Raw genomic sequence first — 14,203 nt, forward strand, 5'->3', positions numbered from 1 at the left:
ATTATTATACTTTAGTAGAAATATTATTTAATTTAATATTAAAAGCAATTGCATATAATTTTATAGTTTTATACATTGCTAACATACCATTAGCACGTATAGTAGATAAAAATGTATCAAAACCTATTTTAGAAAAAATAAAATTATTTGAATTAATAATTTCTTTAGGATGTCTACCAGAATATAAACGTAACATTAAAGCCGCTATACCTTTTGGGATAAGTGCATCACTATCAGCTTTATAAATAATAATATTATTAAATAATTGAGCATTTATCCATACTTTAGATTGACAATTTTTAATTAATGTATTTACATTTTTATATTGGTTTGACATTTTTGGAAGTTGTTTACCTAATTCTATTAGGTGTTCATATTTTTGTTCCCAATTATTTAATTGTTCAAATTCTTTAATAATTTCTATTTCTATTTTTTGTAATGTCATTAATGAGGATATTTATAATATTTACTTTTATAAAAAAATGGATTTCCTTTTGGCTCCAATTCCATTTTTATTAATGTTTTTTGTATTATACAAATAAAAAATCCCATCATAAATAAAAATGAACCAATTTCCAATAATCCAAATCCATAAAATTTATGTACACAACTAGGCATAATCATATTATATATATCAATATAATGTCCTATTATAATAATAAATCCTATTATAGTTATTGCTTTATAGTTTCTTTTTATCTTACTACTTAATAATCCTAAGAAAGGAATTAAAAAATTAGGAATAAGCATCCATAAATGAATATTATTATATTGTTCTGATCTATTAAAATAATATACAACTTCTTCAGGTATATTGCCATACCAATATAATATATATTGTGAAAACCATAAATATGACCATAGTAAACTAGTAGCAAATATATATTTAGCTAAATCATGTAAATGATTATTATTAAATAATGGAATATAACCTTTCCATTTCAAATAAATAGAAATTAAAGTTATAGTAGTAATACCTGTTACTAAATAACTACTTAATATATACCAACTAAATAAAGTACTAATCCAATTGATGTCTAAAGACATAATCCAATCCCAACCCATAGTCATAGATGTAATAGCAAAAAATATTAAAAATAATACATTAACCTTATAAAGTTTATTAAAATATTTTCTATTATGTGTTTCATCTAATTTTTTAGAAAAATATTTTATATATTTCATGAATATAGTCCATCCTACTAAATAGATAATACTTCTGATAAGAAAAAAACTTTTATTTAAATAAAATTTTTTATTATTAGATAAATTATCTAAATCCATCCAATGAAATATATGAATAATTCCTATACTATTTAATACTAAAATTAGCATAATGATTATACCTCCATAAGGTATAAAAGAAGCTATTCCTTCCATTACTCTAATAATTACTATTACCCATCCTGCATGGGAAACATATTGTATTACTAAAAAAAATAGAACTCCTAATGAAAGACTAGTAAAATAAAATGCGGATATGTATAAAGCTGACCAAGGTCTAAAATTTAATTCTTTATAATCTACTAAAGAATTTGTTATTGATAAATTTTGATAAAATCCTATACTAAACAGTATAAATCCTATAATTAGAAATATATAATATTTTATATATTTTAACATTATTTATTTAAATTTTTTTTTAATTCTATTACATAGATAGCTATTTTCCAACGATCTTCTGTATTTAATTGAGATGCATATGATCCCATATTATTTTTTCCATACATAATAACATGATATATACTACCTATAGTTATATCAATATACTTATAACTAGGTACACCTAGAATTTTTTCTTTTTTTACTAAAAATCCTTCTCCATTACCATCATTACCATGACATATAGCACAATGTATTATATACATTTCTTGACCTCTTTTTAAATTTACTATATTAGGATCAATAGGAGAAGTAGTAATTTTTTTTGATGCTTCATAACCTTCCTTAGTATTGGGTAACATATAAGGTAAAAATCCATTTTCATTTCTAGGGACTGTACCAGGCACAGGAATAAGTGATGTTATTCTTTTTTTAAAAACATTATTACTTTTTTTATAAGGTCTTATAGCATCAGAATATGGTTCATAAGCTGAAGAATAATACATATCAGGCATATATACAATTTTAGGATCTCTATTACATGAAATAATAAAAAATAGTAATACTATTAATAATAAATTATGTTTCATTTTACACTAATTTCTATAGCACCACTGTTTTTTAAAACAGTTATATATTCTTCAATATTTTTATTGGTACGTATTTCTATCATAAATTTATCATCAGTTGTACGTGGATCAGGATTTGTATTATTAGCACCTGGAAAAATTTTACAAAATATAAAATATGTAATACATATAAAATTAGCTGCACAAAATATAGTAATTTCAAATATTATAGGTATATAAGAAGGTAAATTAAGTAACCATAATTCAGGTTTTCCTCCAATGTTTTGAGGCCAATCATAATTCATAGTATACCATGTTATTAAACTTCCAATAATAGTGCCTATTAAACCATAAATAAATGTTAAAATTGATAAATTTTTTGTTTTAAATGATAAAATTTCATTTAATCCATGTATTGGAAAAGGAGTATAGACTTCATATATTGATATATTTTTTTTAATTAAAAAATTAATTCCTTTTAATAACATATTATCATCGTCATATAATCCATAAATAATATTATTCATTATCTGTTTGAGATTTTAAAATTGTTTTTAATTCAGATTGTGCTATTATTGGAAATGTACGTGTATATAAAAGATATAATACAAAAAATAATCCTATAGTACCAATAAATATTCCAATATCAACAAAAGAAGGTAAAAAACCAGTCCAAGAAGATGGAAGATAATCATGACTTAAATTTAAAACAATAATATCAAAACGTTCAAACCACATACCTATATTTATAAATATAGAAATAACATATGACCATAAAAAACTTCTTCTTATTTTTTTGAACCATAAAAGTTGAGGGATTAATATATTACATATAATAAGAGACCAAAAAGCCCAAAAAAATGGTCCTGTAGCTGCTCCAGGAGACAAATAAGTAAAATCTTCAAAAATACTTCCAGAATACCAAGACATAATAAATTCTGATATATAAGCTAAAGAAACAATGCCTCCCGTTACCATAATAATAATATTCATATTTTCTATATGTTTTATTGTTATATAAGATTCAAGATGTAAAACTTTACGTGCTACACCTAAAAGCGTTTGTACCATAGCAAAACCTGAAAAAATAGCTCCAGCTACAAAATAAGGAGGAAATATTGTACTATGCCATCCTTTGATAATTGAAGTTGCAAAATCAAAAGATACAATAGTATGTACAGAAAATACTAATGGTGTACATAATCCTGCGAGTATTAAAGAAATTTCTTCAAACATACACCACTGTTTAGCTGTTCCACTCCAACCAAAACTTAATATACCATATATTTTTTTTTTTATAATATTTTGTGTACGATCTCTAATCATAGCAAAATCGGGTATAAGTCCTATAAACCAAAAAATAAAAGATACTGAAAAATATGTACTTATTGCAAATACATCCCATAATAATGGAGAATTAAAATTAGGCCAAAGTGAACCTAATTGATTAGGAATTGGAAAGACCCAATATGCCTCAAAAGGTCTACCCATATGAATTAGAGGAAATAATCCAGCTTGAATAACTGCAAAAATTGTCATAGCTTCTGCTGAACGATTAATAGATAATCTCCATTTTTGACGGAATAATAATAATACTGCAGAAATTAATGTTCCAGCATGACCTATACCTATCCACCATACAAAATTAGTAATATCCCAAGCCCAATTTATTGTACGATTTAATCCCCATACACCAATTCCTGTAATAATAGTATATGTTATACATGCTAGACCTAATAAGGTAGCTAAACTGGCTATAATAAAAGCTATCCACCATAATTTACCTGATTTAGTTTCTAGAGGATATAAAATATCTTTTGTAAGATTACTGTATGTTTTTGAACCTATAATTAATTCATTTCTATGATTAGAGGACATAATTTATTTATTTCTAATTTTTACTTGATAAGTAACATTAGGTCGTGTACCTAAAAAATCTAATAATTTATATGTTCTATTATTTTTTAATTGTTTTTTTATTTCACTTTTATCATCATTAATATCTCCAAAATATATAGCACCAGTAGGACATGCTTTAGAACAAGCTGTATTAAATTCTCCATCTTTAATTATTCTATTTTCTTTTTTTGCTTTTAATATTGTTTCTTGTGTCATTTGTATACACATAGAACATTTTTCCATTACTCCTTTTGTACGGACTACTACATCTGGATTTAAAACCATCCTACCTAAATCATTATTCATATAAAAATCAAATTGTTTATTTTCTACATAATTAAACCAGTTAAAACGTCTTACTTTATATGGACAATTATTGGCACAGTAACGAGTACCTACACATCGATTATATGTCATCATATTTTGTCCTTGTTGTCCATGTGATGTAGCTGATACAGGACAAACAGTTTCACAAGGTGCATGATTACAATGTTGACACATAATTGGTTGAAAACGAACTTTAGGATTATTTTCAGGTTCTAGTAAATATTTATCTGTAGTCGAATAATATCTATCAATACGTAACCAATACATATCACGAGAATTTCTAATTTCATTTTTACCTACTACAGGTACGTTATTTTCAATATTACAAGCTATTACACAAGTTCCACAACCAATACATGCATTTAAATCTACAGAAATATTAAAATGATGACCATTTTTATTATCATTTTCTTTCCATAAAGAAATTTCGTCAATAGGTATTTTACCTTTAAAAGAATCAATTTTTTCTTCTTTATTCCATATTTCTTTAGGAAAATTTAAAAAAGTATTTAAATCAATTTCTTTTGCTATTATATCATCTCTTCCAACCATAGTATTTTGCAATTGTATACTAGCAAATTCATGAATTCCTTCAGTTTTTTCTATAATAATATTATTTTGTATCAAATTAAAATTATTGTAAATTAAATATGCATTAATTCCACTACTATGTGTTGCCACTTTACCTTTTGTATGTCCATATCCTAAAGATAGACCAACAGATCCTGAAGCTTGTCCAGGTTGAATAAATATTGGAATATTTTTTATTTTTAATCCATTAACAATAATATTAACATAATTACTATTTATTGCCCCACCATTACCAATATGCCAATTTTTTATACCTAATTTTTGAGCATCTTTTAATGAGATTGTTAAATAATTATCCCAAGATATACGTGTAATAGGATCGGGTAATTCTTGTAAAAAAGGATTATTAGCTTGTGTTATACCATCTCCTATACTAGTTTTAGTATATAATCTTAATTCAAAAGAATTATTATTATTTTCTTTATTATAATTTTTAAAATTTAACTTATTATATTTATTATGATATTTATTAGAAGTTTCATTAGTATGAATTACACCATTAAAAAGAGCTCTATTAAATGATTTTATATCTGATTTAGATAAAATATTTTGTTCCCAAAAATTTCTTAAATAATCATAATAATTGTTGATATATTTATTATTATATTTTTTATATCCTATTGATATATCAGCTGGATTATTTTTATTATCTTTAGATGGATTATAAGATTTATTATTTTTCCATATAATCAAAGAATCTTGAAATTGTCTAGTATTAAATAAAGATTGTATTGTAGGTTGTATAAGTGTATATATTCCTGTCATAGGATTAGTATCTCCCCAACTTTCTAACCAATGATGTGTAGGTGCCCAAACTTTCATCAATTTAGAAGTTTCATCTTCTTTCATAGCAAAAGAAATACTTAGATCAATTTTTTTTAAATAATTTTCTAATTTTAAAATACTTGGAAAACTGTATACAGGATTTACATTATAAAGTAATAAAGCTCCAATATTTCCTTTTTTAAGATCATTAATAAATTGATTAAATAGAATATTATCACTTTCTTTGGTTAGAATAAATTTTTTATATGATAAAGCTTTGCTTTTAATTTTTAAATTAATAATTAATGATAAAGCATAAATTTCTTGACTACCATCAGCTAATATTACAGTATTAGATCCTTTATTTTTAATTTCTAAAGCAATATCATTAGCAATTTTATTTTTTGATTTTTTACCATTAAGTATATGAAATACTTCTATTAATATTTTTTTTATTTCTGATGGTTTCATAGAAATACGTGTATCTGCATTAGCTCCAGATAAACTCATATTACTTTCAATTTGTATATGACGCATCATGTTAATCCCCGGTATTCTGTTTTTTGCATAATCTTTTTGCATATTTTGAGGACTAAAATCTCCTAAAAAATCAGCATCAAAAGATACAATTAATTTAATTTTATTTATATCATAATAAGGGATTGCACGAACACCCATAATTTCTTTAGTAGCATCTAATATATACGAATAAGAAAATGCATCGTATATAACAAGTTTAGTAGTTTTATAAACTTTTGAAAAGTCATTAATTAATTTTTTAGTTGATGGACTAGGTAATGATGAAGATAAAATTATTATTTGTTTACCATTTTTGGAATTATATTTAAGACGTTTCATTACATATTCATCTATATCATTCCATGATACTTTTTTATTATTAATATAAGGTTCTTTTAATCGTTCGTCGTCATAAAGTGAAAGTAAAGAAGCTTGTATTCTTGCTGAAGTAGTATTGAAATATTTTGACATCATATTTGATTCTATTTTAATGGGTCTACCTTCACGGGTTTTAACTAAAACACTACATAAATCAAATCCATCAAACATAGTAGAAGCATAATATGTAGGAATACCTGGAATAATTCTTTCAGGTTTTATGACATATGGAATAGAACGAATTACAGGTCCTTTACATGCACTTAAAGTAGCTGCAGCTGTTGTAAATCCCATAATTTTAAGAAAATCACGACGTGATATTTTTTGATTAAAAAAAGATTTTGAATTATCTTTTGATTGTTTATTCATTTTTTTATTTATTTAATTACATTAATAATGACATTTTCCACAATCAATACCACCTATATTGCTAACATTAGGTTTTTTATTTTGTATTTGTTTGTTAATTAATTCTTTAAAATAATTAATATTATATGTATTATTAACTATTTCTATAGTCCGATGACATGAAATGCACCATTTCATAGTAAAATCATTAGCCATAAAAATTTCATCCATTTTTTCTACTTCACCATGACAAGCTTTACAGACTATATCTACAGATTTATGTTTTTTAATAATTTCTTCTGCTATAATAACATGTTGAGAATGATCAAAATAAACAAAATCGGGCATATTATGAATACGAATCCATTGTATAGGTTCAATATTATCATAATATTCTCTAGTTTTTGGATTCCAACCTATTGCTTTATATATTTTTTGAATTTCTTTAGTATAAAATTCTTTGTTTTTATTTTTAGCAATATAATTGCCATTATATTCAGTAATTGTATTATGACAATTCATACATAAATTGACAGAAGGAATTCCTGCAACTTTTCCATATTGGGAACTAGAATGACAATATTTACAATCAATTTTATTAATTCCAGTATGAATTTTATGAGAAAAATGAATAGGTTGTATAGGTTGATAACCTTTATTAACATCAATATTCATTGAAAAATTTAATATAAAATAAAGAGATAATAGAATTATTATGCATATAGAAACATATCCAAAAAAATATGCATTTCTTTTTAAGAAAAAGAAATATGTATATATTTTTTTAATTACATTTTTTTTTGGTTCTTTTGATACATTTATTAAATAATAAATTGTCCGTATTCTTAGAAAGATAAAAAATATAATTATTATTAATATAAATAATTCGATTGTTAAAACATTATTAGTTCTTTGGGTAGAAGGAGTAGTATAAGGAGTAGAAGTAGAAGGAGTAGAAGTAGTAGTAGTAGTAGTAGAAGTAGTAGAAGTAGTAGAAGGAGTAGAAGAATTTTTTTCTATAAAAAAAATAATATCATTAATATCTTGATTAGATAGTTGTGGAAATGCACTCATTTCTATTTTATTATATTTTTCATAAATAGCTATAGCATCTTTATCACCACTTTTTATAAGAGATTTATTATCTTTAATCCATTTTTTTAACCAATTTATATTTCTCCTTTTAGTAACTCCAGCTAGAGCAGGTCCTATTAATTCTTGATTTAAAGAATGACAAGCAGTACAATGTTTTTTAAAAAGTTTTTCACCATTTTCATAATTTCCTTCTATAGGTTTTTCTATAGGTTTTTCTATAGGTTTTTCTATAGGTTTTTCTATAGGTTTTTCTATAGGTTTTTCTATAGGTTTTTCTATAGGTTTTTCTATAGGTTTTTCTATAGGTTTTTCTATAGGTTTTTCTGCATAGTAAATATTATATGATAAAAAAAATATAATAAATGTTAATAAAGAAATAAAGAAATGATATTTTTTTTTACATCCACCATCCACTATTAATTCATTTATAAATTTATTTTAATAAATTAATAATAAATATATAAAATATATAATATTAATTATATATATTTATAATATATATATTATATATTTGTAACAGTGTACAAAAATATGTACATTTTTTTATTAATTTTTTTAAAAAAAAACTTTTATGGAAGTAATAAAATCATTTATTGCTTGTTTCATGATATTATTTAGCATAATAGATATTATAGGTAATGCTCCAATTATAATGAGTTTTAAATCTTCAGGAAAGATTATAAATACTAAAAAAGTAATATGGGTTTCTTTTTGTATTTTTTTATCTTTTTTATTATTTGGAAATAATATATTAACAATTATAGGTATTGATGTTTATTCTTTTTCAGTAGCTGGATCTATTGTATTATTTTTTATTGCTGTAGAAATGATTTTAGGTATTGAATTACATAAAATTAAACAAAGTTCTCAAATATCAATAGTACCTATTGCATTTCCATTAATAGCTGGACCAGGATCTATAACAACTTTAATTTCATTACGAAATATTTTTGATATAAAAATTATAATAATTTCTTTATTATTAAATATAATAATAGTTTATTATGTATTGGAACAATCTGATTTTATAGCAAAAAAAATAGGTGACAGTGGATTAGATTTATTAAAAAGAATATTTGGAATAATTTTATTAGCATTTTCTTTAAAACTTTTTGGAGATAATATTGGTGAATTAATAAAACATAAAATATAATTAATTAATATACATTGATTAATTATATGGTGGATTATCTATGTAAATAATTAATTAATATATAATAATAAATATATAATATCTGTTATACATTGATTAATTATATTAAATGGTGGAATTTTATTATCTATGTAAATAATTATAATGTTATTATATTTATATATTAAATTTTTAATTAATGTATTATTTAATAATGATGCTTTTATTAATCTTTTAATTCTATTTCTAGAGACTGCTTTTTTTAAATTTAGTTTTGAAACAGATATTGTTATAAGTTTATTATAATTTTTTTTATTATTTATTGAGTTTATAAATTGGTATTTTATAATATATTTATATTTAAAATTTTTTATATTAAACTCTAATTTTTTTTTAATGTAACAATACATTAATTATTTAAATATTTTAATTTATTTATTTAAATATTTTAAAAAAAAAAATATAATATATATAAAATATATATAATATATATTATATAAATATTATTAATATTTATTAAAATAATATTTTATTTAAATATTTTAAAAAAAAAAATATAATATATATAAAATATATATAATATATATTATATAAATATTATTAATATTTATTAAAATAATATTTTTATATATAAAATAATTTGAAAATAAAAGTTTATAAATTTGGAGGTGCATCTGTAAAAGATGCTAAAAATATAAAAAATATAAGTAATATTTTATATTCAAATTGCAATAATAATAATTTATTTATAGTGATAATATCAGCAATTGATAAAACAACTAATGCGTTAGAACAAATAGTTAAAAAATATTTTTTAAATAAAAATATAGAAGACGATATTAACAATATCAAAAAAAAACATTTTGACATAAGTAATGATTTATTTCCTAATGGACATTATATTTTTTTATTTATAAATAATAAATTTGATAAAATTAAAAATTTTTTTAAACAAAATAAATCTAAAAATTATAATTTTGTATATGATCAAATAGTAAGTTGTGGAGAATTAATTTCTACAAAAATTATTAGTGAATATTTTAATTTAATAGGTATTAAAAATATATGGATAGATGTCCGTCAATATATTATAACAGATAGTTCATATAGTTATGCAAAAATAAATTGGAAAAAAACATTGGAATATATGAATTTTTTCAATTCAAAAAAAAAAATATTATATATAACTCAAGGTTTTATAGGTTATGATTCTAATTATACTACAACTTTAGGTAGAGAAGGATCAGATTATACTGCTTCAGTATTTTCTTATTGTTTAAATGCTGATAGTCAAACTATTTGGAAAGATGTCCCTGGTATATTAAATGCAGATCCACGTTATTTTAAAAATGTATCATTATTAAATAATCTTTCTTATGAAGAAGCAATAAAATTAGCTTATTATGGTGCAACAGTAATTCATACCAAAACTTTAGAACCATTATTAAAAAAAAATATACCTCTTTATGTACGTTCATTTATTAATCCTAAAGAAAATGGTACTTTAGTAAGTAAAAATTTTAAAATTAATCCTGATATACCATGTTATATGGTAAAAAAAAATCAAATATTACTTACTTTTTTTAAAAAATATTATTCATTTGTTTCAGAACAAGATATTAATAATATATTGATATATATTGCTAAATATTTTATAAATATAGGATTACTTATTAATTCAGCATTTGATTTAAATATTTGTATTAATGATACATATCATATAAATGATATAATTAAAAAACTTAGTGTAAAGTATAAAATAAAAATACTTGACAAAGTATCATTATATACAGTATATCATTATAATAATGATTGTATTAAAGAATTTGTAAAAAATAAATTAATTATTTTATCTAAAATAACTTTAGATACTGCTCAATATATAATAAAAGAATAATAAATATTTTTTGTATTTACAATATAAAAAACTTATTATTACAATAATAAAATAATATTATTATGTTAAAACATAATTTAGGTTATCCTCGTTTTGGAATTAAACGACAATTGAAAAAATATTCTGAAAAATATTGGGAAGGTAAAATAGAAAAAGAAGTACTTTTTAAAGTAGCAAAAGAATTAAGATATGAACATTGGAAAATTCAAGAATTTTATGGATTAGATTTAATTCCTTGTAATGATTTTAGTTTTTATGATCATGTTTTAGATATGTCTTTTTTATTAGGAGTAATACCTGAACGTTATGATCCATTATGGAATGCTTCAAATAATAATATTGATCTTTATTTTGCAATGGCAAGAGGATATCAAAAAGATAATTTAGATATTACTGCAATGGAAATGACTAAATGGTTTGATACTAATTACCATTATATGGTACCAGAATTTACTTATAATCAAAAATTTAATATTTTTTCTACAAAAATTTTTGATGAATTTGCTGAAGCTAAACAATATTTATCAAAAGAACCAAAACCTGTATTAATAGGCCCAATATCTTATCTTTTATTAGGAAAAGAAAAAGAATCTAATTTTCATAGAATAGATTTAATTAAAAATCTAATTCCTATTTATGTTGATATACTTATTAAGCTTAAGAATGATGGAGCAAAATGGATACAATTAGATGAACCTTTTTTAATTTTTGATCTTTCTGAAAAAGAAAAAAAAGCTTTTATATATGCTTATGAAGAAATTTCTAAACAATGTGAAGGATTAAATATTTTATTGACTACTTATTTTGAAGATATCTCCCATAATATGTCTTTAATATTTGATCTTCCTATTAAAGCTTTGCATATTGATTTAATCAAATCTCCTGATCAATTAAATTTTTTTATTAAAAAATTTCCTGAAAAATATATGTTATCATTAGGTATAATTGATGGACGTAATATTTGGAAAAATAATTATATTAAATCTGTAGAAAAGATTAAAAAATCTATAGATATATTAGGAGATGATCGTATTATGATAGCACCTAACTGTTCTCTAATGCATATACCTTTTGATATAAATATTGAAAATGATATTCCTATTGAAATTAAAGAAATTATTGCATTTGCAAAACAAAAATTAGAGGAAATTGATCATTTATATCAAATAATTAATGGAAATAATAATTTATTAGAAAATAATAAAAAATTATGGAAACATTATAATTTTATAAATAATTTAGAAGTTAAAAAACGTGTTGATTCAGTTAAAGATGAAGATATGAATCGTAAAAATCCGTTTAATATTAGGAAAATATTACAAAATAAAAATTTAAAATTACCATTATTTCCAACTACTACTATAGGATCATTTCCTCAAACTTTAGAACTACGACAAATTAGATTAAAATTTAAAAAGGGTCTTTTAACTAAAGAAGAATATAATAATTATATAGAAAAGAATATAATAAATGTTATTAAATGTCAAGAAGAGATTGGATTAGATGTATTAGTACATGGAGAATTTGAACGTAATGATATGGTTGAATATTTTAGTGAATATTTAAATGGTTTTATTTCTACTAAAAATGGTTGGGTACAAAGTTATGGTAGTCGTTATGTAAAACCTCCTATTATTTATGGTGATGTCTTTCGTAAACAAAATATAACCGTTGATTGGAGTCAATTGGCTCAATCTCATACAAAAAAACCTATTAAAGGAATGCTTACAGGACCAATTACCATATTGCAATGGTCGTTTGTACGTGATGATCAAAAACGTGAGATTACAGCCCAACAAATAGCATTAGCTATTAGAGATGAAGTAGAAGCTTTAGAAAAAGCTGGAATTAAAATTATTCAAATTGATGAACCAGCTATTCGAGAAGGATTACCTTTAAAGAAAAAAGATTGGAATTATTATTTAAATTGGGCTATTAAAGCATTCAAAATTTCATCTTGTTGTGTAAAAGATGAAACTCAAATTCATACTCACATGTGTTATAGTGAATTTAATGATATTATAGATTATATAGTTAAGATGGATGTGGATGTAATTACTATAGAAACATCACGTTCTAAACTAAAACTTTTAAAAGCTTTTAAAGAATTTAAATATCCTAATGGAATAGGTCCTGGAGTATATGATATTCATTCTCCTAGAATACCTAGCATAGAAGAAATATATTCTTTAATTCAAGAATTAAGTAAATTTTTACCTATAGAAAATATTTGGATAAATCCTGATTGTGGTCTAAAAACACGTAAATGGAATGAAACAATCCAATCTCTAAAAAATATGGTAGAAGCTGTTAAATTAGCAAGAATTTATTTAAAATAATTATTCAATTTGTTTTTAAATTTTGAAAAAAAATATATAAATTCATATAATGATCCTAAAGCCGTAATTATATACGTAAAAGCAGCCCATTTTAATGAATCTTTTATTTTAAAATATTCATTTTTTGAAACTAAATGGGATTTATTTAACCAATTTAAAGCACGTGTACTTGCATCAAATTCAATTGGTAATGTTATTAATGAAAAGATAACAATTAAAAATAATAATCCTATTCCAATATTCAATAGTAAATTATTATCAATTGGATAATATAATCCTGTTAGAATAACTAAATTAGTATATTGAGAACAAAAATTAATAATAGGAATTAATTTTGATCGTAATATGAACATATTATAACAAATTTTATGTTGTATAGCATGTGCACATTCATGAGATGCTATAGCTACAGAAGAAATATTTCTATTATGATAAGTATCATAGCTAAGATTAATTGTTTTAGATAAAGGATTATAATGATCAGTTAATTGTCCATCTATATAATTAATTTGTATATCTATTATACCATAATAATTGAGCATTTGTTCAGCAATTTCTTTTCCATTTAAATGAAATTTATGTTGTGAATATTTTTTAACTTTAAAAAGTAAATAATAATTTACTATTAATCCTAATAAAAATAATATTCCAATTATTATATTATATGTCATTTAAAAAATGATTTATTTATTTATTAATAAATTTAAAAAAATTATTAAATTTATTTAATATTAATATATTA

General features: G+C 22.0%; 12 protein-coding genes. 3 read left to right on the forward strand and 9 right to left on the reverse strand.

The features are described from left to right. Positions 1 to 4: 4 nt before the first annotated feature. Genes NHG04_00980 through NHG04_01010 form a run of 7 tightly spaced genes read right to left on the reverse strand, consistent with a single transcriptional unit; the run spans position 5 to position 8,507 of the window. Positions 5 to 445, reverse strand: coding sequence for a SufE family protein (locus tag NHG04_00980; protein WGH27234.1), 441 nt, complete (start codon positions 443 to 445; stop codon positions 5 to 7). After that, entirely contained in the window at positions 445 to 1,623 is a 1,179-nt protein-coding gene (locus NHG04_00985; GenBank protein ID WGH27235.1) for a hypothetical protein, read from the reverse strand. Before NHG04_00985 ends, NHG04_00980 begins: the two co-directional genes overlap by 1 nt. Continuing rightward, positions 1,623 to 2,192 (reverse strand): cytochrome c, encoded by a 570-nt coding sequence (locus NHG04_00990; protein ID WGH27236.1) that lies wholly within the window; start codon positions 2,190 to 2,192, stop codon positions 1,623 to 1,625. The genes NHG04_00985 and NHG04_00990 overlap by 1 nt, the downstream gene beginning before the upstream one ends. Next, positions 2,189 to 2,698: a DUF3341 domain-containing protein gene (locus tag NHG04_00995; GenBank protein WGH27237.1), complete on the reverse strand. Its 510-nt coding sequence runs from the start codon at positions 2,696 to 2,698 to the stop codon at positions 2,189 to 2,191. Before NHG04_00995 ends, NHG04_00990 begins: the two co-directional genes overlap by 4 nt. Then, positions 2,691 to 4,049 carry a polysulfide reductase NrfD gene (gene nrfD / locus NHG04_01000; GenBank protein ID WGH27238.1) on the reverse strand — a complete coding sequence of 453 codons (1,359 nt, stop codon included), beginning with the start codon at positions 4,047 to 4,049 and terminating at the stop codon, positions 2,691 to 2,693. The genes NHG04_00995 and nrfD overlap by 8 nt, the downstream gene beginning before the upstream one ends. Before the next feature lie 3 nt (positions 4,050 to 4,052). Beyond that, on the reverse strand, positions 4,053 to 7,019 hold the full coding sequence (locus tag NHG04_01005) for a 4Fe-4S dicluster domain-containing protein (GenBank protein ID WGH27239.1): 2,967 nt from the start codon (positions 7,017 to 7,019) through the stop codon (positions 4,053 to 4,055). A gap of 21 nt (positions 7,020 to 7,040) precedes the next feature. Then, a complete protein-coding gene (locus NHG04_01010; protein WGH27240.1) occupies positions 7,041 to 8,507 on the reverse strand; it encodes a c-type cytochrome in 1,467 nt (488 codons plus the stop codon). A 157-nt stretch (positions 8,508 to 8,664) separates the two neighbouring features. On the opposite strand from NHG04_01010, the gene NHG04_01015 reads away from it, so the two are divergent. Then, entirely contained in the window at positions 8,665 to 9,246 is a 582-nt protein-coding gene (locus tag NHG04_01015; protein ID WGH27241.1) for a MarC family protein, read from the forward strand. Positions 9,247 to 9,296: 50 nt separating this feature from the next. Here the strand turns inward: NHG04_01015 and NHG04_01020 are convergent, their stop codons facing one another. Next, positions 9,297 to 9,635 (reverse strand): ribonuclease P protein component, encoded by a 339-nt coding sequence (locus NHG04_01020; protein ID WGH27242.1) that lies wholly within the window; start codon positions 9,633 to 9,635, stop codon positions 9,297 to 9,299. 230 nt (positions 9,636 to 9,865) lie between these two features. On the opposite strand from NHG04_01020, the gene NHG04_01025 reads away from it, so the two are divergent. Both NHG04_01025 and metE read left to right on the forward strand, forming a co-directional pair. Then, entirely contained in the window at positions 9,866 to 11,122 is a 1,257-nt protein-coding gene (locus NHG04_01025; protein ID WGH27243.1) for an aspartate kinase, read from the forward strand. Positions 11,123 to 11,184: 62 nt separating this feature from the next. Next, on the forward strand, positions 11,185 to 13,461 hold the full coding sequence (gene metE, locus NHG04_01030) for a 5-methyltetrahydropteroyltriglutamate--homocysteine S-methyltransferase (GenBank protein ID WGH27244.1): 2,277 nt from the start codon (positions 11,185 to 11,187) through the stop codon (positions 13,459 to 13,461). Here the strand turns inward: metE and NHG04_01035 are convergent. Further along, the gene (locus NHG04_01035) at positions 13,449 to 14,132 is read right to left on the reverse strand and encodes a zinc metallopeptidase (protein ID WGH27245.1); all 684 of its coding nucleotides are present in this window, start codon (positions 14,130 to 14,132) and stop codon (positions 13,449 to 13,451) included. The genes metE and NHG04_01035 overlap by 13 nt on opposite strands. Between the last annotated feature and the right edge of the window lie 71 nt (positions 14,133 to 14,203).

The organism is Candidatus Bostrichicola ureolyticus, from assembly GCA_029851125.1.
GTDB classification, from domain to species: Bacteria; Bacteroidota; Bacteroidia; order Flavobacteriales; family Blattabacteriaceae; genus Bostrichidicola; species Bostrichidicola ureolyticus.

Bases quoted from the DNA above. Each gene is read 5' to 3' on its own strand.
- NHG04_00980 (WGH27234.1), bottom strand. From the start codon at position 445: ATGACATTACAAAAAATAGAAATAGAAATTATTAAAGAATTTGAACAA.
- NHG04_00985 (WGH27235.1), bottom strand. From the start codon at position 1,623: ATGTTAAAATATATAAAATATTATATATTTCTAATTATAGGATTTATA.
- NHG04_00990 (WGH27236.1), bottom strand. From the start codon at position 2,192: ATGAAACATAATTTATTATTAATAGTATTACTATTTTTTATTATTTCA.
- NHG04_00995 (WGH27237.1), bottom strand. From the start codon at position 2,698: ATGAATAATATTATTTATGGATTATATGACGATGATAATATGTTATTA.
- nrfD (WGH27238.1), bottom strand. From the start codon at position 4,049: ATGTCCTCTAATCATAGAAATGAATTAATTATAGGTTCAAAAACATAC.
- NHG04_01005 (WGH27239.1), bottom strand. From the start codon at position 7,019: ATGAATAAACAATCAAAAGATAATTCAAAATCTTTTTTTAATCAAAAA.
- NHG04_01015 (WGH27241.1), top strand. From the start codon at position 8,665: ATGGAAGTAATAAAATCATTTATTGCTTGTTTCATGATATTATTTAGC.
- NHG04_01020 (WGH27242.1), bottom strand. From the start codon at position 9,635: ATGTATTGTTACATTAAAAAAAAATTAGAGTTTAATATAAAAAATTTT.
- metE (WGH27244.1), top strand. From the start codon at position 11,185: ATGTTAAAACATAATTTAGGTTATCCTCGTTTTGGAATTAAACGACAA.
- NHG04_01035 (WGH27245.1), bottom strand. From the start codon at position 14,132: ATGACATATAATATAATAATTGGAATATTATTTTTATTAGGATTAATA.